The following is a 23,237-nucleotide window of genomic DNA, read 5'->3' on the forward strand; positions in this document are numbered from 1 at the left end:
GTCTGGAAAAGCGTTACAAAATTATGGCAGTAGCGCGGTGAGTGCATCAAGCGTTTGGTCAATGTGCGCCTGGGTATGCTCACAGGAGAGAAAGAAGCGCAGCCGTGCGCTTTTTTCGGGTACCGCTGGGTGCAGAATCGGCTGTACGTTGATGTGCTGTTCTAACAATGCGTTAGAAAGCCGGGCAGCCGCTGCGGAGCTGCCAATAATCACCGGTACGACTGCGGCACCGATGCTTTTGCCGGTATCCAAGCCGCGGGCAGTGGCCTGTTCAAGAAAGTAGCGCGAAATAGTATGCAGGCGCTGAACCCGTTCGGGTTCTTGCTGCATCAGCTGCAGCGCGGCTAGTGAGGGGGCGGCGACTTGGGCGGGCATGCCCACGCTGTAGAGAAAACCGGGGGCCAGGTAGCGTAGTGTTTCCACCAGCGGCTTGCTGCCTGCGATATAGCCGCCGCAGCCTGCCATGGTTTTGCTCATGGTGCCCATCCAGATATCCACGTCGCGCGGGTCGATATCAAAATACTCGCGCAGCCCCAGGCCGGTGTCGCCCATGACCCCAAAGGAGTGGGCTTCATCGACCATCAGCCAGGCTTGATAGCGTTGCTTCAGTTCGATAAAACGCGGCAGCTCAGGGATGTCGCCATCCATGCTGTAGAGCCCTTCGATCACTACCAGAACGCGTTCGAACTGATGCCGATGCCGGGCCAACAGGGCTTCCAGCGCGGCGGGGTCGTTATGGCTAAACGACATGCGCTTGGCGCCGGAAAGCTGCGTGCCAACCAACGAGCTGTTATGGATGTACTCGTCGTGGAGCACTAAATCTTTAGGGCCCAGCAGGTGGCCCAGTGTGGAGACGTTAGTGGCGTGACCGCTCACAAACACCACCGCATCTTCAACGTTGTAGGCAGTGGCGAGGGCCTGTTCCAGCTCTTGGTGGATAGGCCGTTCGCCGGAGACCACGCGGCTGGCGGAGACCGAAGTGCCGTAGCGCGCCACGGCATCGCAGGCGGCCTGATTGATGCGCGGGTCGCCTGAAAAGCCGAGGTAGTTATAGCTGGCAAAGTTGATGCAGGTCTGCCCATTGATCACGCTGGTCGCCCCGGCGGTGCCTTCGTGGACCTTGAAGAATGGGTCGACCAGGCCCAACTGATCGGCGGCCTGGCGCATCATGGCGATTTGCTGATAGCCGGGCTGGGCATCAAAGCGCGTGAAGCGCTCGGGCACCGTGCGTTGCTCTCCGCCTTGCCCATTGGAAGAGGGCGTGGCGCTGGCAGCACGCGGCGTAGTACGCCGGCGTGCTTGTTCCAACAATTGCTGTTTCAGTTCAGAGCGCTTAGCGGTCATGGAGTCTCAGTCGCGGGTGATGAGGAAGCGGACGCAGGCTCAGTGGTGAGCCCTTCAGGGCCTAAATCTTCAGTGCCATGTTGTGCGGCCAGTGAGGCTATCGCATCTTGCGGAGCGTCTTCAACATCGTCGTGCTGATGCATTTTCTGAATCAGCACGCCCGCCAGTTTGTCGAGTGTCGATGCTTCACTGAGCACCATCACTGACACCTGAACGCCCAAGCGGTTCTCGATAGCGGTCATTAGCTCAACGCCCATCAGAGAGTCGAAGCCCATATCGTAGACCGAGCGGTGAATATCGAGCTTCTCTTCATCAATCAGCAGAATGCTGGCCAGCTCGGCGCGCAGTAGATCGGTGACCGTGCTGTGCAGCTCCTCGGGTGAGAGGTCGGCGAGCAGGGCGCTGATGTCGTCATCTGCATCCGCGCTGCCGTCGTCGTCGCTAGCGCGGGCAATTTCGTTAAAGCGCGGCGCTTCGGCAGTGGGGAGGAAACGAGCAAGCGCGCCCCACTCTAGTTCCAGTACACCAAGGCTTGGCCCAGGGGCCAGCAGCATCTGTTCGAGCACTTTCAGCGCGTCATCCGAGCGTAGCGCGGAACCGCCCAGGCGCTCTTGCAGCGCATCACGGGTGCGGGTGTTACGAGCCAGGAAGCCGACATCTTCAATCGCGCCCCAGCGTACGCAGGTGGCTGGTAAACCCGCGGCACGGCGATTGGCGGCGAACGCCTCCAGCCAGTGGTTGGCGGCCACGTAGTTGGCCTGGCCGGGGTTGCCGAACAGGGTGGTGGCCGATGAGTAGAGCACGAAGAACTCCAGTTCCGCCTCGCGGGTGAGTTCGTCCAGGTGGCGGGCGCCATCGATTTTGGGCGCTAACACTTTCTGAATGCGCTCTGCATCCAGGTTGCGAATCAAACCGTCGTCGATCACCGTGGCGGCGTGCACAATGCCCCGCAGCGGTGCTAGTTCACCTTGGCGCGCTCCAGCACATCGGCCAGCGCAGTGCGGTCGGTAATATCGCAGGCGGCGGCGAGTACCGTAACGCCTTGCTGTTCAAACGACGCAATGGCTGCCTGAGCCTCTTCACTGGTGGGGCCGCTGCGGCTGAGTAGGATCAACTGCCGCGCGCCTTTCTCTACCAGCCACTGAGCAGTTCTTAACCCAAAGCCACCCAGGCCGCCGGTGACCAGGTAGCTGGCATCTGCGGAGAGCTGCATCGCTGCCGTGCCCAACACCTCGTTCTTGGGTGGCGCGATGGGTTGTTCATAGGTCACCACCACTTTGCCGATCTGGCGCGCCTGCTGCATATAGCGGAAGGCGTCGATTACCTGGGTGTGGCTAAACGAGGTAAACGGCAGCGGACTTAAGGTACCGTCGTTGAATAGCGCCATCATCTCGCCAAACAGGCGTTGTGTAAGCGCAGGCTGCACCTTCATTAGCTGGTCGGAGTCGATACCGAAGTAGCTGAGGTTATTGCGGAACGGGCGCAGGCCAATATGAGTGTTTTCGTAGAAATCGCGTTTGCCCAGCTCCAGGAAGCGGCCGAACGGGCGCAGGGCGCGCAGGTTCTGGTTGATCGCTTCCCCGGCCAGAGAGTTGAGCACCACATCCACGCCTTCGCCCTGAGTGTCTTCCAGGATTTCTTCGGCGAAGGTGAGCGAGCGCGAGTCATAGAGTCGCTCGATGCCCATCAGACGCAGGAAGTCGCGCTTCTCTTCGGAGCCCACCGTGGCGTAAATTTCCGCTCCCAGCCACTGGGCGATTTGCAGCGCTGCAATGCCCACGCCGCCCGCGGCGCCGTGAATCAGGATTTTTTCGCCAGGTTCGACTCGCGCCAGATGCTTGAGCGCGTAGTAGACCGTGAAGAAGGTCGTCGGAATCGTCGCCGCGGCGGCAAAGCTAATGCCTTCCGGCAGTGCTGCAACGGCGTGCTGGTTGGCAATGACCTTGTCGCTAAAGCTGGCAGGGCCGAAGCCGACCACGGCTTGCCCAGGCGCCACGTGGGTGACGTTGCTGCCCACGGCCTTGACCACGCCTGAAAACTCAAGGCCGAGGGTGGGGCCGGCGAAGCCGTTCTCTATCGCTTCATCGGAGAGCAAACCCAGGGTGTACATCACATCGCGGAAGTTAAGCCCGGTGGCCTTAACACTGATTTCCACCTCGTCGGCACTGACTTGTGGCAACGGGCGCGGGCGCCAGGTTAATTGGCGCAGCTGGCCGGGCATGGCAAAGCCTAGTGACATCGCCTGATGCGGCTGCTTGGTCTGTTCATTGGTCTGCTCTTCCGCAGCTGGGTGCGGCGCGGGCAGGGTGCGCAGCCTCGTCGCAAAGCGATGGCCCTGGTTATCGATCAGCGCTTCGTTTTCGCTATCTGGTTGAGTCAGTAGGGTGGCCCAGGCGTGTAACGCAGGCTCGCTGACGGCTGCCGGTATATCCAGCAGGTAGACACTATGGCCGACGGCTTCGTTGGCTAGCGAGCGGCCAAAGCCCCACAGCACGGCATCGCCAGGGGCGTCTGTCGCGCTGGCGGGTGACGTTGTCTGCCATAGAGCGCTTACCCCGTTGGTCACCAACCACAAAGAGGCAGCAAGCGAGTGCTGCTCTAAGGCCAGCGTCCACTGCAGAGCGTGATTACAGCGAGCGGTTTGCGCTTCAGTGCTATTCGCGCCCAAACCACGCAGGTCAATCACATTGAGGGTTAGCTCGCCCTGATTATCAGGTGCGGCTTGGGCTATTTCAGGTTGAGCCAATGCAGGTTGAGACAGTGCAGGTTGAGACAGTGCATGAGCCAGCAGCTCAGCAGGCGCGCTCTGACTAACGCTGAGCAGCGCGGAAGCGCCTTGCGATTGCAGTGCCTCGACCAGATTGGCCGCCAGCGCTTCACTGTTGTGGTCGGCGACCACCAAGTGACGCCATTGCGCCGTGTTTGATGTGCTCGCAGCCGTTTCTAAAGGGTAGTGCGCATGGAGCAGGTAAGCGCCACTGTCGCTCTCTTCCAGTGCCATGGGCGCGGAAACCACAAAGCCCTGGTCGTTCAGCCAACTAATGAGCGTATCTTGCTCCAGGGCGGTTTGGTCGATGCCGGGCGTGGCCAGCAGATCATCCAGCCAGCGACTTGGGGCGATACCAATCAGCATGACCTGGGCGCCAGGGGCGAGTTGCTCAGGTAATGCTTCGATTAACTGACGCGTGGCGGCCGGGTGGGTGATATCCACGCTTACAAACGCCAATTGAGCCTTTTCAACACCGATGGGGGCGGTTAGCGCAGCAACCTCGTTTTGGCCAAGGTGCTGCATATCCATCAACGGGAAACGCTCTTGCAGCTGTTCTGCCTGATGGCGCGTGCTGTCGAGGGTGGTGATCACGCGGTAATGGGTAAGGTCGTGATACAGCGCTTGAGCGCTGCGTTCCAGTAGGCGTTCGCCCAACGCTGGCGCGCTGGGGCCTGCTTCGAGCAGTTGCAAACGCTGCCCGGCGGGGAGCTCTGCGATCAGCGCATCTATTAACTCGGCTAACTCGCCTGCCAACGCTTGCCAGCCGCTTTCGCCCACTAACACACGGTTTAATCGCGCCAAGTGGTCGTGGCTAATGCCCAGGGTTTCCAGGTCACTTGTGCCGCTACGCAGCGCCTGTTGGTGAAGCCCTAACCGGCCCACCAGGTGAATGGGCGCAAAGTAGTCAGGGTAGTCTTGCACCAGCAGTTGCCAGATAACGTCCGGCGAGTGCTGTGCTTCTTCGCTATCGACGCCGAGACCCTGCTGAGCAAAGGCTTCGCTAAGGCTATCGAGCAGAGGGGCGACTTCGTTGCCGTAACGCTGGCCGGTGCTTTCGCCGTAAACGCTGGCGATATCTGCAAGACGAGCAAGCGCATCGGCAGGTAGTGCCAGCGGTTCTGCGTGTAGCGGCGCTGGCGTCAGTTCCACATCCAAATAGCTGAAGTGCTGATGATGGGCGCGGTTGAGTCGAATCGCTTTGAAGCGGGTTTTGCTCAGTACTGCAACGGCGTTACCGGCGGCGTCATATAGCTCGAAATCGGCGGTAAAGGAGTGCGGTGCGCGCTTGCCCATCACGGCGCGGGCGAGAACCGGCGCGCCTGCCTGGGTATTCACTTGAATACGTTCCACGCGAACCGGCACAAAGGCGAGCTGGGGGGCAAACTCACTATGTTGCGCGAGCAGTGGGATAAACATCTGGAAGGCGCTATCCAGAATGCCGGGGTGCACGTGCAATGTGCTGAGCTGCGCCTGGACTTCATCCGACAGGGCTATTTCACCAATCACTGCATCGCCGTCAATCCAGCCCCTGGAGATAGCCTGAAAGGCAGGGCCATAGTGAAGGCCAATACGCTCAGCCATCTGCAGGTGATCTTCCAGCGTGTAGTCCGGGGCACGAGTAGGCATCACCGGCGCTGTGCGGTTGAGCAGGAAACCACGGCTTTCACGCATGGTGCGGGCCACGGCATTTAACTGCCACTCTACCCCGGTGGCAGGTTCGCGGGAGTGGATCTCCAGGCGGCCATCTTCCGGTAGGTAGCTAAGCCGCATGGTGCGGCCATAGGGGCCGTCCAGCAGCAGCGGGGCACGGATTTCCAACTCTTCGATATCCAGCAACGGGCTGTCTTTTAGCTGCAGCGCCGCCGCCAGCGTCAGTTCCACAAAACCGGCACCGGGGAACACCGCGCCTTCGCCCACCACATGGTCGGCCAACCAGGGCTGGCGTTGGGTGTCGAGCTGGCTCTCCCAGGTGTGTTCGTGCTGGGCTAACGGGTAGCCCAGCAGCGGGTGCTGGTAATAGCGTGACAGCAGGCCTTGACCGTCATTGGTACCGTGTACCCAATGGTGGCTGCGCTGCCAGGCATAGCGCGGTAGCGGCACACGCTGACCGACCACCGGGAAGTGGCGGCTAGCCAGGCTAAGGCCACTCAGCAGTAGTTGACTTAGGCTGCGTTGCAAGCCTTCAAGGCCGGGCTTGTGGCGCTCAATGGTGCCAAATACCAAACCAGGACGTTCCAGCTGGCGCAGTGACTCATTGAGGTAGCGGCGCAGAATGGGGTGGGCGCCAATCTCTACAAAGACGTTATTACCTTGCTCGATCAGCGCGCTAGCGGCGGCGTCGAACAGCACCGGCTCACGAATGTTTTTCCACCAGTAGGTGGCATCCAGCTCAAGCCCGTCACTCAACGTACCGGTCACGGTGGAGTAGTAGGGGATCTGCGTGGCACGAGGGGTAATATCGGCCAGCGCATCAATGACCCCAGCTTGAATGCTGTCCATCGCGGGGCTGTGGAAGGCGTAGTCCAGGGGCAGGCGTTTGGCAAATACATCCTGCTCGCCCAGGGCGGCTTCCAGAGCGCTGAGCTGTTGACTATCGCCCGCCAGCGTAATGCCTTTCGGGCTGTTAATACCGGCCAGGCATACCTGATTGAACTCGGGCTTTTCTAGCCACGCGGCGATGTCGTCAGCGCTCATGGCCACCGCGGTCATTTCGCCGAGGCCACGGGTTTTACCCTGGTAGTCGCTGCGGTAGTAAATCACTTTGACCGCATCTTCCAGGCTCAACGCACCGCTGGCCCAGGCCGCCGCCACTTCACCCACGCTATGACCGAAGACCGCGGTGGGCGTAATGCCTTGGTCGTGCAGCCACTCGGTTAGTGCCACCTGCAGTGCAAACAGCGCTGGCTGGGCGATTTCAGTTAGCGGGAAACGGTTCTCCCCATTGCGGCCTTCCAGTTCGGCGCGTAGCGAGAAGTCCCCGTGCTGCTGAAAGAGTGCGTCGACGCGATCAATCGCCGCGGCGAAAACTGGCGAATCGCTGAGCAGATCGCGCCCCATGGTTTCCCACTGGCAGCCGTTGCCATCGTAAACAAACACTGGGCCTACCGCATTGGGTAAGCGCTCGAGTGTGGTAACGCCGTTGGTTTCACCCGCGGCAAACTCGCTGAGTTGCGTGGCGGCTTCTTCAGCCGTTTGTGCAAACAGCAGCGCGCCATGACTATGCCGGTCACGGTGGTGGAACAGCGTATAAGCGATGTCGTACAGGCTGATGTCGCTACTTTCGCGTAAGTCGTTCTCGCGCAGGTAGTTGGCGAGCGTTTCGGCGCTTTGGCTGAGCGCGGCTTCGCTGCGGGCGCTAAGGTGGATCGGTAGCGGTGAGTCTGGCGCCTGCGGTTCGGGTTTTGTTCGCTCGGGCGGGCTCTCTAAAATAACGTGGGCGTTGGCCCCGCCAAAACCAAAGGAGTTCACGCCGATAACCAGGCGGCCCTGTTTTTTCAGCGGCTGGCCTTTGGTGACCACCGAGATGTTCCACTCATCAAATTTGATGCGCGGATTGAGTTTGCGGATGCCAATCGTGGCCGGGACTTCGCGGTGCTGAATGCTGTAGAGCGCCTTGGCCAGACCCGCCACGCCGGAAGCGGTTTCCAGGTGACCCAGGTTGCTCTTTACCGAGCCAATCAGCAGCGGCGTTTTACGCTGCTGGCCGAGTGCTTCACCAATCGCGCGGGTTTCAATGGGGTCGCCAACGGCGGTGCCGGTGCCGTGGGCTTCCAGGTAATCGATTTCATCCGGCGAGATGCCCGCCTGTTCATAGGCGCGCTTCATTAGATCAATTTGGGCACTTGGGTTAGGCACCGTTAGGCCAGATTTGTAGCCGTCGGTGTTCACCGCGGAGCCTGCCACCACGGCAATAATATTGTCGCCGTCGGTAACCGCTTGATCGTAATCTTTTAGCAGGAAAATGCCTGCCCCTTCGGAGCGCACATAGCCGTTACCCGCCTCATCGAATACCTGGCAGCGGCCAGTAGGTGAGAGCATGCTGGCTTTAGAGAAGATGATAAAGCCATAGGGATGCAGGTGCAGGCTAATGCCGCCTGCCAGCGCCATATTGGTTTCTCCGCTGCGAATCGATTGGCAGGCCTGGTGAAAGGCCACCATGGAGGACGAGCAGGCAGTATCCAGCGACATGCTGGGGCCGTGCAGGTCAAACACGTAAGACAATCGATTCGAGGCGATGCTGGAGGTGTTGCCAGTGGCGGTGGAGGCATCAATCGCTGCCATATCGTCCGCGATGCGATAAGAGTAGTCGAGGCTGGCCACGCCCAAAAATACCCCGCACTGGCTGCCGCGCAGGGAGCTGGGCAGAATGCTGGCGTCTTCCATGGCTTCCCAGGCGAGCTCTAGAAGCATGCGCTGCTGAGGATCCATATTGGCCGCTTCACGGGGCGAAATACCAAAAAACTCAGCGTCAAACCCGCTGATGTCGCCCAGGCTACCGGCGGCAAAGGTCACGCTGGTACCCGGGTGGCGCTTATCCGGGTGCATAAAAACGTCGTGGCTCCAGCGGTCAGCGGCCACTTCAGTCACTAAATCTTTTTCGGCTTGCAGATCCTGCCAGAACGTTTCAGGGGTGGTGCCGGGGAAACGATGGGCGGCGCCGATGATGGCAACGCGTTTAGTCATTCTTGCTCCTGAGGTTCTGGTTCTACCTTGATCACATCGCTACTTATATCGTGTCCAAACACCTGTTTGAATAACTGGACACCAAGTTCGTTTGCGGCTAGCTCAAATGGCTCGTAAGCGTTTGCTGCCCCTACCCCTGCTGTCACCCAACTCTCTGTTGACCATACCATGTAGGGAGTGCGGCCATCAGGCGGCGTGAAGTGTGCATACGCCTCAGGCAGAATGGGAACATGATCCCCATACCAGCCTAGCAGGCCCGGTCGCTTTGCAGTATTCAGCGAATTTTTAACGCTTACCAACATCTTGTCGGATTCACTTAAATGCTGCAAATAGACCGCTAAGTCACGCAGATGATCGGGTAACGGCCAAGGAGCGCCGGGCAGCGTATCGGCTAACGTTGCTTGGTTCGGTGCTTCTAAATGTAACGGGCCGTGATTTTCCATGGTGATAACAAATACAAATAGCGGTCTATTATCGTCATCTTCAAGCAGCCGTCCAATTTTTCGTGCCACTGCCTGGTCACTAACGTATTGACCGTTTTTGTCGCTGCTCTGGAAGGCATTGATATCTATAAAGTGGTCAAAGCCTAACTGGGGTATCACCTTGTGACGAAAATAGAAGCTCGCCAGGTACGGATGCACACAAACCGTGCGATAGCCTGCTGCTTTTAGCGCGCTCGCTAAACTGGGCATTGGATGGCGGGCAAGCGTGCGGTAAGGGTTGAACTGGCGAACGCCCCAGAGGCCGGGTGCAATGCCCGTTAATACCGCGCACTCGGTGCGCACTGTATTGGCACCCAGGCGGGCACGTTTAATGCGCCATGCAGGGTGGCGTTTGCACGAGTGGTGTCGAAATGGCGAAGCAGATTGGCATCAACCTCTTTACACCAGGGGCGCGGGTCGAAAAACGATTCACTCTGCACCAGCACCACGTTGGGCAGTGGCTGCTTGCCCTGATGCGCGCTCGCCACCGGCGTTAAGGCGTGAAAGGGCGATTGCTTTGGCGTCGGAACGGGAGCGCGCATTAGCGCTACGCCGTAGGCCCATAGGCTAGCGAAAAGTCCTAAACGGTACATGTCGTCTATGGGCTGTAAGGTGATGGCGGGCAGCCTGCGGACACTAACAGCAAGCAGCAGTGTGCCCAAGGCTATTAACCCCAGCGCATTGGTTAGAAAGCGGCTGGTGCCCTCGCTAGTGACCAGCGACCCTTCCCAGTAAAAGAACCCTCCAATCGCCACCGCGGCGGCGCTGCTGGCGGCAATCGCCAAACCTACGCCGAAAAAGGGCACGTAGAGGCGCGGGTGCAGGATAGCGTCCCAAAAGTATTCAAAGTCATGGCAGATAAACGGCTCGTTGAGCGTATGCGATTTGGCGTTGCTCGACTGCACCACCACCAGTTGCAGCGAGAGAAAAACCATCACCGCAAACCAGGGGCGCTGGAGTAACAACACCAACAGCCCGAAAATTAGAAGCCATGAGCCAAGGTGGACACTATTGGCCGCTGCTCCACGCTGCCAGAATGGGCGCGGCCGAGGGCTAAGCAGGGCTTCAAACAGGCCGCTGATCAATAGCCCCACGAGTAGCGGCCATATCAGCGCGCTAATCATGGGGTGTGTCTCCTGAGTGGTTGAAGCCCAGTCGCTCGATCAACCATTGCGAAACCCCTGCGGGCAGTACCGCCAGCCACCAGGTGCCAAAATTAAGTGGGAAGGGGAAGCTGATGCGCGCACGGTTTGCGGCGATACCGCGTTTAATGACCTTGGCCGCGCGCTCGGGCGGCCACTCCCAGGGTTTGGGGCCGGGCATGGCCTCGCACATCGGTGAGGTAACATAGCCGGGCATGACCACAGTGACGCCGATACCGTGAGGCGCGAGTAGCCCGCGCAGCCCTTCGCCATAGGCTGCCTGCTTTGCTGGCGCTATAGCTGGGGGTGGTCGGTAAACCGTGCCATGCGGCAAGCGAGCTGATCAGCACCAATTGACCGCTGCCGCGGGTCTGCATGGCTGGCACTAGGTGTTGCACCATGGCGATGGGGGTTTTCAGGTTGATATCCAACAGCGCCTGCACGTCTGCCCAGGGCTCTAAGATATCAGGCCCTTGGGGGTGGGTGTTTTTGCCCGCATTGGCAATCAAGATGTTCGGTACCTGTTGGGCGCAGACTTCGGCTAGCCAGCTTTTCAGGGCGTGGTCATCGGTTAGATTGATGGTTGAGAGAGTGACTTGGGCACCTTTTTGGCGGCAAGTGGTGGCAAGCGCCTCTAGCTTCTCCTGCTGGCGTCCGTGCAATACCAGGTGGGTGCTGGGATCGGCATAGGCGTTTGCCAAGGCGCCCCCAATCGCGCGGTGGGCGCCAGTGATCAGCACGCAGCGTGAGTGTAGAGATGGGCTCACAGCCTCTTTTGCAGCTTCTTTCACAACAACGTTCACAGAAGCTTCTCCAACGGCGATGGGCAGGCTTCTAGTATGCGGGCGGCGTTATCCACGGCTAAATCGATACCGGGCTGGCAGTAGTAGCCACCGTTAACTTGAACGGCATGCATCACGGTCTTTTGAAAATAACCAAATAGCTCGCTGTTAGGCGGCTGCGGCTGCTGCCAAAAATCCGCTAAGTCACCTTGATAGGTTAGCCCATCCAGATTATAGATCGGGTCGCTAAGCGCGTAGGTGGGGCAGTTCTTCTCCAGTGAAACGATGCCCACGGTGCTGTTAACGGTGACATTGCCCTTGGCGTGTTTGAGCAGGGCGTTGAGATCCCCAGACTCTAGATAGACGATGCGCCCTTGCAGACCATGGCGTTCGGCAAGCTGCTTGATGACTTTGGGGTAATTGACCAAGCCCATATCCAAAGGATGGTTCTTAATACACAGCTGAGAATCGCTGGGCGCGTGCTTGGCGAACGAGGCCATCACATCGTCCATCACTTCCTGCATATTGGCGTAGGGGGAATGATCGCGAATTTGCGCATCGCTATTTAGCTGCAGCGGCAGCATAAAATAGGGGCGGCCACTTTCGATCAACGCTTTGATGCGTTCGGCGTCGCGTTTTTTCCAAGCGGCTTTTAACTGAGCAAAGCGCTTCAGGTAGCCCGCGTACTCGACCGGGGCGGTGATCGGCGCGTGATTGCGGTAGTGCGGCGCAACCAGCGGATTGGCTAGCCGGCCAAGTGGTAGCCCACATCGTGCATGGCACGAATTTTAAACGAGGAGCGAAAACGCACGGGGGCGGGTAGTTCGGGCAGTGCTTTGCCGGTTTCATAAAACCAGCTTGGGTCCGGGGCAGTAGCGAGTGGCCGTTAACGCCTTCGCGCTCCAGTGTGATCCAGAACGGGCGAAAGTAGCCCTCTTCAAATACGTGGGTGCGTACACCGGCCGCGGCGGCGTTATCCACTGCTGGGCGATGAATCGGGCGGCGATCTCCGAATACGACTTGGTCGGTGATCGCGTACCGCTGCCAGAGTGACTTGATATAGCCAGGTAGTTCAGCGGTAGGGCCACGAAACAGGTGACTTTGGCCGTGGGTGCGCTGCCAGTAGGCGATATCGCCCGCATTGAAGTTGACCTTAACGACACGGTGCCCATCGTTCACCAAGCGCTTGGCTAAGCGCTGGTAAAAAGGTGAGCAAACGCCCTGCAAAAATAAGAATGCACGCTTCTGATGCTTCAACTCAATGCCTTCCGATCAACAAGTTACGATAACAGCGGTAGATATGCTGTTTCCATGTAAGGGTGTTTTTGTGTGTTCTTGCCTGTTCCAACAGGCTGACGACGGTTTCAGCATTGCATAGCTGGCGGGTCGTTGGGTCTACATAGCCGGGATAGAGAATCAGGGTGCCGGCGACCAAGGCATCCAGCGAGAGTGAACGCGTACGGCGTGGGCAGCTAAGCGCATCCTGAGTTAAGCCCCAGCCAGCATAAAACGGTAGGCCGTAGGTGCTGACTTCTCGTTTGCGCAAAAGTGCTTCAAAGCCGGTTAAAGAGCTCATCGTATGCACTGCATCGACGCGCTCTAACAAGGTTGCGATGTCGATATCGCTGGCGTCTAGATCATACAGGCGTTTGGCATCGGTATCGAGTGCTCCTAAACGCGCACCGCTCAATACATCGGGATGGGCTTTGTAGACGATATAAGCATCCGGGTGCGCGTCACGTACGGCGCTTAGCAGCCCGCTATTGGTATTAATGTGCGGCGAGCCGGTGGCAATCGAGGCGTCGCTCTCTACTTGGCCAGGCACCAGTATGGTGTAACGCCCTTTGGGCAGCTCGATCCCTGCCTTTCCACGTACGTTGTACTTGGTGAGTTTGAGCGCCACTAATCGCTTACGTAACTGCAGCGCACGTTGCAGCAGGTCGTCACTAAAGGGGGCGCTATTGAGCAGCGTCTCTAAATCACTGGGTTGGCTGGGGTCGTAGTAGATACCCTGTGAATCAATCACCAGCGACAACGGCTGAGTAAGATCGACTCCCAGCCCCACTGAACGAATGAACCCATCTTCCATGCGCCATAGCTTCTCCATGTGTTGGGCGTGCTGGCATTTAAAGTCTGCATCAATACGGCTTGACCATACCAGCAGCCGTTCATCGGGCTGCTCGCTCTCGGGAAGCTTCGCTTGATAGTTCATGCGTGCGAAGGCGCCTAGAAAGTCGCCAATAAAGCGACGTTTCCAAGTAGAGAACCCGCATGCTCGCCAGTTTCCCCGATAGCGCTCCTGCTGGCGCCTTTGATCGGCGATCAAGGCAATGGTCTCTTCCAGCGTGGCAGGCTGCTGAGTGTAAGGGTTAGCGTAGCGGCAATAGCGTAAATAGGCGGCGGCAAAGACCTCAACTAAGGTGCGCTTTACACGACGGCGGTGGCAGGGCAGTTGATCATGGGTAAGCCCCCAACCTGCATAAAACGGAATACCAAAGCAGTGCACCTGCTTTCCGGCCAGCAGTGCTTCAAAGCCGAGCTGGCTGGTCACGACGTAAACGTGGTCAACCTGGTCAAATAGCGCCCAGGGGTTGAGGTCTTCACCGATGACCCTGCAGCGCGGGTGGTCTGCGGCGTTAAGTAGGTGGCCCTGTTTTTTACCCGCGATAACGTCAGGATGGATCTTGACTAATATCTCGGCGTCGGGGTGCTCTATTAACGCCGCCTCAAGCATCTGGTTGAAGCTACTCGCGCTAGCGCCCCCGTAGTGAATTGAGGCATCCCCAGCGGTTTGGTCGACCACTAATACACTCGCCCAGCTGGCATCGTTAATAGGCTGATCGGGGGAGTGGTTATATTTGGAGAGCCGATAGCGAGCGATCAATGCCATGCATCGTTCAGCCTGCTCTAACTCTTCATTGTTGAAACTGGCTGTGTTGAGCCAGTTTTCCAAATCAGAAGGGCGTGAGGCGTCGTAATAAATGCCGGTCTCATCGACTACCAAACTGTGCGGCTGAAAGCCATTTACGCCTAGCCCTAACGAGCGTAGAAAGCCATCTTCTAATGCGATATAGACCAGTTGATGGCGTTGGGCATACTGCCTAGCGCTTACACTAGTGGGTTTTAGCCCCCAGCCAATCACCGCCTCGGGCATTTTCTTAAGGGAGCTTATTCGGACGAATTGGTCAAATTCGGGCAGCAGTGCAGGCAAGGTAGCCAGCTTGCGAATACCTGGGGATGTGTAACCTGCCGTTCGTTTCGCCATACATAAGGCCGCTTGAGGTAACAGGGGTAGGCGGGCGAACATACGTCAATTGGAGGGGGTTATCAATTCAGGCATTGTGAGTGCTCACTATTTTTTCTACCCACAGCAACTATTTGCATGATAAAAAAAATTACCTTAAGTTTGATTTATTCAACGCGCATGATCGTCACTTTTTTGGTAGATTCGCCCACTCTATGTACCCTTGATACCGCTCTTCAGGATCTGGAATTAAGTAAAGTATGTATAAAAAAGGATAATCGGTGCGCTTTGCCTATCTGCTAAAAAATCTATTTTCTTTCAGTTCCTTAAAGGGGCGCCTTTTGCTGGGGCTCTCCTTTACTTTGCTGTTGCTGATCGCGTTGGTGCTGGGTATGGCGTGGCAAGTCGGAAAGACTATGGTGCAAGAGACTAATATGTCGCACTTACGTTATGAAGCCACTCTACTTGCTGATGAGGTAACCCAACAAATCGAGATGCGCTTCCAAGCATTAGAGCGCTTAAACGAAATGATCGGCACCACCGAGGATGCGAGTTGGATCAGCTATCAACTGCAGCAGAACGATAGCCTGCTAGCTTGGTTTGAGGGGATTGTGGTTGCCAACAGTGATGGCGAGATTATTGCTGATTGGCCTGCAATCGTTGGTCGCGTAGGGCTCGAAACCGCTGAACTTGAGTATTTTCGTATGCTTCGCGGTATTCGCCGTCCCTATGTTAGTGAGCCCTTTGTCGGTCGTGCGAGCGGCATGCCAATGGTGCTAGTGGGCGTGCCACGCTTTACCGAGCAAGGCGAGTTTGACGGTTTTATTGGAGGTATCCTTAGCTTGGATTCAGGAGGGATATTTAGCCGTTTAGCTAAAGTGCGCTTGGGTGAAAAAGGCTATGCTGGTGTTGCTACTGCTTCGGGTAAGGTTTTATACCATCCTAATAATTCGTTAATTAATGCTTCTGTGCCCAGTGAGTCATTTAACCCATGGCTGGACTTGGCGCTGGATGGCTGGGAAGGTGATGCTGTAGGTCGGCTTGTGAGTGGGGAAATGGGGCTACAGTCTTATGCGCAGATTTGGCCTGCTGGATGGGTCGTTGGCCTTTACATGCCTATTTCCCAAGTACAACTTCCCCTAGCAGATTTTATCAGGCAGCTTTGGTGGGCATGGGTTGTACTTGTTTTACTTATGTTCCCTTTGCTGTGGTGGATGTTGGGCCGAGTGCTTACACCTTTGAGGCATTTGGAGAAACAGATTGGCGAGGTGGGTTTGGGGCACCGTGAGAGCGTCAGTTTGGCTACCAAGATGCAAGAGCTACAGCAGGTGGCGAGCACCTTTAACCGAGTGGAAGATGAACGGCAGCTGTTGTTAGGCAATCTTCAAGAGCGCGAGGCGTTTCTTGACTCGGTACTGAATGCAGCGCCGCAGGGTATGTTTGTCGCTAATATTAAAGGTGACATTACTTACATGAACCCTGCGCTACTAGAGATGCTGGGCATCTTTCCAGGCTCGCCTATGGAGTCTTGGCTTAAGCAGATCCACATGTCTGATCGTGATGGAGCTAAAGACATGTGGCTACATAGCCTGCGCACCGGTAGTGATTTTGTTCGCCAACTGCGTTTTTGCGCAGCGATAACGAACTTCTTTGGCTAGATATACATGCTCGGGTAGTCACGCTTTCTCAAGATGGACAGACTCTTGGTTTAGTGGGCGTAGTTAAGGATATTACTGAGCGCCGGGAGCAGGAAGCCATACAGCGCTGGGAAGCAGAACATGATCCGTTAACCGGCCTGTTGAATCGCAGAGGCTTTGAGCGCCGCCTAGAAGAAGCCTTTGCCGATTTTCAAAAAACCAGCACGCCTTCAGCTCTTTTGTTGTTTGATTTGGATCACTTCAAACCCATCAATGATGAAGGTGGCCACGCTCTAGGCGATGAGATGTTGCGCCGCATTGCTCAGGTGGTTGCCTGGGAAGTTCGCCGTAGCGACCATGTGGCGCGCAAGGGGGAGATGAGTTTGGCGTGCTGCTCCCCAGCTGCACCCTGGCTCAGGCAAGGAGAATCGCTGAATCCCTGCGTCAGTCGGTAGGGGAAATCTCTGTTACCCATGAAGGCAAAGAGTACATGGTTACACTCAGTATTGGCGTTACCACCTTTGATGAAGAGGATTCTAATGTGTCTGACGTTTTGGCACGGGCCGATGCCGGTAGTTACAAAGCCAAAGGGATGGGACGCGATGGGGTAGTTGTCAATATGCCTCACAATAACGATGACGTAATGGCGCTTTTCGATTCGCCCAAATAGTTTCTCATATAAGCACTCTAAGCCTGCGCAGCGGCTTGGCGTGCTTAGCAGTCGACAAAACATGTCCAGCAGTAGAGTATAAGCAGATGCTGAACTTGTCGTTAAAAGCCAGTTTTTAAAATCAAGGCTGACTGAGATACTGTTGTGAACCTACTTGAACTGTTTGCCCGCACGCTGGATGTCACGCTGCCTGTCTTTGCGATGGTGTTTGTAGGCCTGGGCCTTAAGCGCTTGAAATGGATTGATAGTGCCTTCGTCTCGACCGCTTCTGCGCTGGTATTCAAAGCAACACTCCCACGCTGATCTTCCTTAGTTTGATTAAAGCTGACCTAAGCGTTGCGCTGGACATTTCGCTGATGCTGTTTTTTGCTGTGGCAACGCTGGGGCAGTTTTTATTCAGTTGGGGCTGGGCGCGCTACCGTGTAGCACCTCAGGATCGTGGTATTTACGTTCAAGGCGCGTTTCGCGGCAATTGTGGGATAGTGGGTTTGGCGCTAGCGGCGGGCATGTACGGTAACTATGGCCTGTCAGCGGGCAGTCTTTTGCTGGCGTGGTCATCGTGATGTATAACGCGCTTTCGGTCATCGTGCTGGCATTTTACCAACCTGGTCAATCCACCGATTGGCGCAGCCTGCTCAAACACGTAGCGAAAAAACCCACTCATTATTTCCGTATTTGCAGCATTACCCTTTACCGCGCTCTCGATCCCGCTGCCCAGTTGGGTGATTACCTCAGGAAAACTATTTTGCCTCGTTAACACTACCGTTGGCGCTGATTTGTATTGGTGCGACGCTCTCCGTGTCGAGCATGCGTGACAGCAGCCAAGTGGCACTTGGCGCTAGTTTGATGAAGATGGTAACACTACCGGTGCTCTCCACCGTGGCGGCCTGGTTGGTGGGCTTTTCCGGCGAACAGCTGGGCTTACTGTTTCTGTTCTTTGCCAGCCCACCGCTGCCGCAAGTTTGTAATGGTCAAAGCAATAGGCGGCAATGTGGCTCTGGCCGCCAATATCATCGCCATTACCACCCTGATGGCGAGCATTACCGTTACGCTGGGCGTCTTTGCGCTGCGTTTACTCGGCTGGATATAGAGTTGAATAGCGCAACTCGGTTGGCCCTGCCTAAGCTGACGCGTTTACTACGCGCCCGCAAGTTTGGACGACGTTAGTCCCTGTAGCTCAGTAGGATAGAGCAGCCGCCTCTAAGCGGCAGGTCGCAGGTTCGACTCCTGCCAGGGACCCAACTGGGGTTCTTTACAAGTCCTGGGAAGGCTAAAAAAGAGTACAATACTCTGAAATACATGGTTTTTTACTCTTCGTCGTTCCTCATCGTTCCTTCCAAATCCCGCTGCTAAATGGTATACAGAATGGTATATACCCCCATTCGAAGATGCTCGGTATACCGCCATGGCACTAACTGTTCGACAGATAAACTCAACCAAACCTAGTACTAATACTCCGTCAGATGACAATTTGGCGCTCATCAATGGCCTGCTTCGCGTTTCTGGATAGGCAACGCTGGAGGAAGACACAGGCGAGATGAACTGACCCACAAAATCAGCTATGTGCACTAACCGTAGCGCGTGGTAACGAATCTCGCGAGGTACGAGCGAATGAGGCACCCGCGGATGGCGGCGGAACGACGCCCAGTGGCATCCAACCAACACTGCCTGCAAGAGCCAACCCTGCCACCGCGGCAAATGGAGTATGTTCCGAGCCTGGACGACCTGGATAGTGCCCAAGCCTAATCCAGCCATTCTGTAGCGTATGACCAACGCCCCGCCAATGTGCGGGGCGTTGGTATGTTAGGGCTAGGAATCCAAGCTCTGGCTGTCGCCCACCCATTCAAGCGGGAGAGACGCATGTGCTACTTTATATCTATTATTTTTGGAGAAAAAACAGCAATGGAAGTCACTATCGGTAATGATTCTGAATTGATCAGGCAGGCTCAAGGTATTCGTTATCAGGTGTTTACACGTGAACAGCAGATTCCTGCAGAGCTGGAACTGGATGGACTGGATGAGGAATCATTCCACGCGCTGGTAACGGACAACGGTGAACCCATTGCAACGGCCCGGCTAACGGTTAAAGAAGACGGCTCTTCTACCATGGCCAGGATAGCGGTCAGTGAGGTATGTCGAGGAATGGGCGTCGCTTCGAAAGTTGTTCAGGCAATGATGCAATATGCGCAGGAGTTAGGTGTCACTTCCATTGAGATCCATGCCCACACTTACCTTAGAGATTACTACGAAAGGTTTGGATTTGAGTTCATCAAGGAAGTAGAAGTCGTTGGCGAACATCAACTGATTGAAATGCGGTATCAGACAGCGCATTCATAACCAAACATTCAAGGTTGCTCTAGCGGCAGTTTTGTCAGTCATAGGCGTTCGCCCTAACCGCGACTTAGGGCGCGCTATCGCTTCGCAGCTCAGAAGATAAGATCCGTGGCCGCGAGTACACCGCGCTAAGTAAGGACGCTGTATCGGCAAAAGAAGGTGGTATGTGACCGGCGCCCCGTGGCGCCCAAGCAACGCCACCTGCACGAACCAACCACGACACCGCTTCGCGCTGCTCCCGCGGGTGCGCTTCGCTTACCACGCGCTACTCGATCTCGCGTGCACATGAAGATGGGGTTTCCAAGGCCGTGTGCACGTTACACTTCCTCTTCAAGGCAGCTATCAATCCAAAGCGGATATGGCGACAAAGGCAGCGGGAATGCTGCATGCGCTATGATTGGTATTATGTAACCGAATCATGGTGTTATGTATGCTTTGGTGGATGTTTTGGTATACGGAAAACTCCAGCATTTGAACTCGATCCCTTGGATGGCGGACATTTCAAGCTGTGGTATATCTAATACGGTCACTGTGGCATAAAAAAAACCGCTAATGCGGGGCTGAATAATTAAGTGGCCTGATTCATCAAGCTCTCATAAGGGATTCGAAGCCCCTCATGCAGGTTTTTGATCATGCGAAGGCTGAGTTTGCGCTTACGGTTCAGCACCTCTGACACTCGGCCGCTCGAGCCGATGTATGCTTCAAGATCACGCGGCGTTAGGCCCTGCTGCTCCATGCGGAATTTGATCGCCTCAATAGGATCAGACGGCCCGATGGGGTAGTGTTTATCCTCGTATTTCTCTATGAGGATTGAGAGCACTTCGATTTCGTCCGCTTCAGGAGTGCCTGTCTCAGCAGCCCAAAGCTCTTCAAGACGAGCAAATGCGCGGTCAAGATCGGCATCATTATGGATAGGCTGGATGTTCATTATATTGTCTCCGCATCGACTTTATCGTACTGGGCGTGGGTGCCAACAAAACGAACCCAAGCAATTTGCTGCTCATACCGAATGGAGAGTATGACTCGGTACTTGTTACCACCGATATTGAAAACAACCCTGCCACCTTTAAGGATGCTGGCGGTTCCAATGTCGGCCTTCAACTGTTGTGGCGTTTCCCAGGATGCTTTTAGCATCATGTTGTACCACTCGGTTAATGGGGTCTTGGCGTCGTCATAGCCCTGCTCCCAAAACTCTTTCAGTGTGCGCTTTGCTATGACTCTCATGCTTTCTCCCATTTTGGGAGATTTTGGGTTCTCCTGTTTTGGGAGTCAAGCTCTATTTTAACAAACTGGCACCACCCCACCCTTTAGAGCCAAGATCGGTTAGAGCGCCCGTAGAGGCGTGCCGACAAATACTTTAAGGGAATCCAATGGCGCCGGAAGCAGATCCGTCTTAAATCGATATACCGCTCAATATATATTTTTCGACCAAAAATCCCGTACCGATACAGCGAATAGCGAACTCGCTGCTAGCATTAGATCAGCTATCCAAGCGATTTCCTGAGCTTATCGCCGAGCTAACCGGCGTCGATCTAGGGAAAGATAAAGTAGGGATATTAAGCCTATCTCAAGCTGGGCCAGCTTCCTCAAAAACCTCATGTTGCTGGCGCGGTTTAACCGCCGCATGTTGATGAATGTTGAGATTGCTTAGGCCGCCAACCTGGTGTTCTCAACTGCACTGGTGCCGGTTTCCACCAGATCGCCAGTATCCGCCTCCTGGTATCCATGGCGGTATCCATCAGATGGCTAGTTAACACGAAGGGTGAACAGCCAGCACTGTTAACTAAATGTAGGCACGAATTTTCTTACGAGCGAAAAGTACGAATCGGTACGCAGCTTGGTACGCACGATAGGTGCGCAGCTAGAAGTGTGTCCGGGCGCATGACGACGTGTTTAGGCTAAATATGTAGCCCGTCATTTGACTTGTTGTGCAGATGGATTCAACATATTTTTGTACGTGATTTCAGTTATTTTTTACATAATTTTTTTTAAGTTTATGTTTTTTAGTATTTTTTATTCATTTTTTTGAGATAAAATTTTAGGGGATTTGAGATAATGAGTGACCCTGCTTCATTTCATCATCATGACCTGGTGCTTCTAAATCCATCCTTCGATTCACCTCTCGTCGATGTACTGTCTGAGCTTGAGTACCTTAGGAGGCTTCAGCTTGGTGGGAGTACGCCAGCACCTACATTTTTTCAGCTTAAAAATATTTTCCATATACTGGAAAGCTTGGGATCGGCAAGAATTGAAGGTAACCACACTACACTGGCTGATTATGTGGAAAGCACTTTAGAGGGTACGCAACGTTCGAGTGATCACTTGAGCGAGATAGCTAACATCGAAAGGGCTATGTCATACATTGAGGAAGAGCTGGAACCTGATTATCCCATATCAGAACATTTTATAAGAGAGTTACATCAACTTGCAATAGATGGTCTTGAGCGAGAAGGCGATGAAACTCCAGGTGCTTACAGAACAGGTCAAGTCAGAATAGCCAAGTCTAGCCATCTTCCTCCAGAGCCATTTCGGGTCGGAGAGTACATGCAAGAGCTGGTTAACTTTATAAATAATAGCGATCAACAAAAATACGATCTTATGAAAGTAGCTTTAGCCCATCATCGATTTGGGTGGATACATCCATTCACCAATGGAAATGGGAGAGTAGTTCGCTTATTAACCTATGCATTGATGATAAAATATGGCTTTAACGTTTCGATGGGCAAGACGGTCACAGGCCGTGTGCTCAACCCGACGGCTGTTTTTTGCAATGATCGAGAACGCTATTATGAAATGTTATCGCTTGCTGATTCAGGCTCCCCAAAAGCACTACATAACTGGTGTGTATACGTTTTGCAAGGGGTTCTAGATGAGCTGAAAAAGCTGGATAAGCTTTCAGACTATACATTTTTGAAAGAGAATATTTTGTGGCCAGCGCTAGAGCATGCCCGAGAAAGAGAGCTGATAACGGCACAAGAGAAAGATATTCTAAATTTGGCTATTGAAAGACAAATTGTTAAAGCAAGCGACCTTGCTTCTGTAATGAAGGGCTCAAAATCCCCTCAAAGAACATACCAAGTACGAAAGCTTGTTGAAGCTGGAATGCTTAGGCCTATAGCTGAAGGGGCTCGACAATATACGATTGGTTTTGATAATAGCTTTCTAGTCAGAGGTGTCATAAAAGCTCTGTCTGATAATGGATTTATTCCACCTCAAGTTGAAGGGCTCTAAGGGATAGTGAGTGCCTTTGAAGCAAGTGTTGAGTAGTAACGGCCTTTACTTTCACCTTAATCCTAAGGCTGCAAGGAAAATCTTCTTCTAAATTAGTATAGCGCTGGCGCTTAAAGCTGGAATCTCGGCTTGGAGCTAGCGCCAGCGCTATTTGCTTGAATATCCAGCCTGTTCCCGCCGTTCCCACTATTCTCGGTCAAAATAGACAGTCGCGAGTAAAAGCTTGCTCTCGCATGATGATTTTTACCATCTGAGCAATTTTGCGCCCGTTGCTGATGCCATTATTGTTGCATGGTTATGAGGCCTGGCTGCTAACAATCTAGAGACGTGCTGCGAGCATTCCCGTCTATACTGCGCTGGCACATAATAACTAAAGGGAATAGTCATGACCGTGCGAGTAATCATATTAGTGCTGGCGCTATGCTTCTCTGGAGCCTTGAGTGCTGAACAGCCACTAGATAGCTATGGCGGCTGGATTGGACAAGCAGACCTTCAAGTTGGCAATGAGGAAGCAGAGTGCACCTTATCGTTTGACGCGATCCCTGATGAGCTGACTATAGTCCAAGGCGGCTGTTGTCGTGTTTGTCGAAAGGGTAAAGCTTGCGGTAACTCTTGCATTAACCGCAACTATACTTGTCGTCAGCCAAGAGGGTGTGCCTGCGATGGGTGAGAGAAGCGCCAGTGTCGACGCCGGTGCTATAAGTCCGTAAAGGAGGTGCGGACATCCTTCATTGACGTTGACAACGTTGACAGATCTTGCCTGACGTCTTATCTATCCCGACTTCATCATGCGCTAGCGCCAACAAGTCAAGGGCATCAGCTCTTGGGTGATGACTTAGTACCGCCCACACCAGAGCGCCATTGACGCTTTGTCCAGAATAGAGGTGGAAAAGCCGCTTCAGCGTCCTTTGAAGCCCT

General features: G+C 54.9%; 12 protein-coding genes, 1 tRNA gene and 3 pseudogenes. 5 read left to right on the forward strand and 11 right to left on the reverse strand.

Annotation, left to right across the window (positions count from 1 at the left end; all coding sequences use genetic code 11):
* Positions 1-21 precede the first annotated feature (21 nt).
* The 9 genes and pseudogenes from FDY98_RS08165 to FDY98_RS08190 form a co-directional block, all read right to left on the reverse strand.
* Entirely contained in the window at positions 22-1,344 is a 1,323-nt protein-coding gene (locus tag FDY98_RS08165) for an aminotransferase class I/II-fold pyridoxal phosphate-dependent enzyme (RefSeq protein WP_101148394.1), read from the reverse strand.
* Positions 1,341-8,797, reverse strand: a pseudogene (locus FDY98_RS08170) (type I polyketide synthase). Before FDY98_RS08170 ends, FDY98_RS08165 begins: the two are co-directional and overlap by 4 nt.
* Positions 8,794-9,582, reverse strand: coding sequence for an LTA synthase family protein (locus tag FDY98_RS27445; RefSeq protein ID WP_340146403.1), 789 nt, complete (start codon positions 9,580-9,582; stop codon positions 8,794-8,796). Before FDY98_RS27445 ends, FDY98_RS08170 begins: the two are co-directional and overlap by 4 nt.
* On the reverse strand, positions 9,558-10,403 hold the full coding sequence (locus FDY98_RS27450; RefSeq protein ID WP_340146404.1) for a hypothetical protein: 846 nt from the start codon (positions 10,401-10,403) through the stop codon (positions 9,558-9,560). Before FDY98_RS27450 ends, FDY98_RS27445 begins: the two co-directional genes overlap by 25 nt.
* On the reverse strand, positions 10,396-10,602 hold the full coding sequence (locus FDY98_RS27455) for a hypothetical protein (protein WP_340146405.1): 207 nt from the start codon (positions 10,600-10,602) through the stop codon (positions 10,396-10,398). The genes FDY98_RS27450 and FDY98_RS27455 overlap by 8 nt, the downstream gene beginning before the upstream one ends.
* On the reverse strand, positions 10,547-11,188 hold the full coding sequence (locus FDY98_RS08180) for an SDR family NAD(P)-dependent oxidoreductase (RefSeq protein WP_340146406.1): 642 nt from the start codon (positions 11,186-11,188) through the stop codon (positions 10,547-10,549). The genes FDY98_RS27455 and FDY98_RS08180 overlap by 56 nt, the downstream gene beginning before the upstream one ends.
* A 32-nt stretch (positions 11,189-11,220) precedes the next feature.
* Positions 11,221-11,877 (reverse strand): capsular polysaccharide export protein, LipB/KpsS family, encoded by a 657-nt coding sequence (locus FDY98_RS27460; RefSeq protein ID WP_340146868.1) that lies wholly within the window; start codon positions 11,875-11,877, stop codon positions 11,221-11,223.
* Entirely contained in the window at positions 11,765-12,460 is a 696-nt protein-coding gene (locus FDY98_RS27465; protein ID WP_340146407.1) for a capsular polysaccharide export protein, LipB/KpsS family, read from the reverse strand. The genes FDY98_RS27460 and FDY98_RS27465 overlap by 113 nt, the downstream gene beginning before the upstream one ends.
* Position 12,461: 1 nt before the next feature.
* Positions 12,462-14,468, reverse strand: a complete 2,007-nt coding sequence (locus FDY98_RS08190; RefSeq protein WP_027958985.1) for a capsular polysaccharide biosynthesis protein — start codon at positions 14,466-14,468, stop codon at positions 12,462-12,464.
* Between the two features lie 260 nt (positions 14,469-14,728).
* Between FDY98_RS08190 and FDY98_RS08195 the strand changes: the two are divergent.
* The 4 genes and pseudogenes from FDY98_RS08195 (at position 14,729) to FDY98_RS08210 (ending at position 19,091) form a co-directional block, all read left to right on the forward strand.
* Positions 14,729-16,754: pseudogene (locus FDY98_RS08195) on the forward strand (diguanylate cyclase).
* A gap of 144 nt (positions 16,755-16,898) precedes the next feature.
* Positions 16,899-17,844, forward strand: a pseudogene (locus tag FDY98_RS08200) (AEC family transporter).
* Between the two features lie 76 nt (positions 17,845-17,920).
* A tRNA-OTHER gene (locus FDY98_RS08205) sits at positions 17,921-17,993 on the forward strand.
* 621 nt (positions 17,994-18,614) lie between these two features.
* Positions 18,615-19,091: a GNAT family N-acetyltransferase gene (locus FDY98_RS08210; RefSeq protein WP_340146408.1), complete on the forward strand. Its 477-nt coding sequence runs from the start codon at positions 18,615-18,617 to the stop codon at positions 19,089-19,091.
* A gap of 565 nt (positions 19,092-19,656) precedes the next feature.
* On the opposite strand, the gene FDY98_RS08215 is transcribed toward FDY98_RS08210, so the two are convergent.
* The gene (locus tag FDY98_RS08215; protein WP_027958989.1) at positions 19,657-20,016 is read right to left on the reverse strand and encodes a helix-turn-helix domain-containing protein; all 360 of its coding nucleotides are present in this window, start codon (positions 20,014-20,016) and stop codon (positions 19,657-19,659) included.
* Positions 20,016-20,312, reverse strand: coding sequence for a type II toxin-antitoxin system HigB family toxin (locus FDY98_RS08220; RefSeq protein WP_027958990.1), 297 nt, complete (start codon positions 20,310-20,312; stop codon positions 20,016-20,018). Before FDY98_RS08220 ends, FDY98_RS08215 begins: the two co-directional genes overlap by 1 nt.
* Positions 20,313-21,143: 831 nt before the next feature.
* On the opposite strand from FDY98_RS08220, the gene FDY98_RS08225 reads away from it, so the two are divergent.
* On the forward strand, positions 21,144-22,319 hold the full coding sequence (locus FDY98_RS08225; protein ID WP_027958991.1) for a Fic family protein: 1,176 nt from the start codon (positions 21,144-21,146) through the stop codon (positions 22,317-22,319).
* Positions 22,320-23,237: the final 918 nt, after the last annotated feature.

The sequence above is a fragment of the Halomonas sp. PA16-9 genome, assembly GCF_009728585.1.
Classification (GTDB): Bacteria; Pseudomonadota; Gammaproteobacteria; order Pseudomonadales; family Halomonadaceae; genus Vreelandella; species Vreelandella titanicae.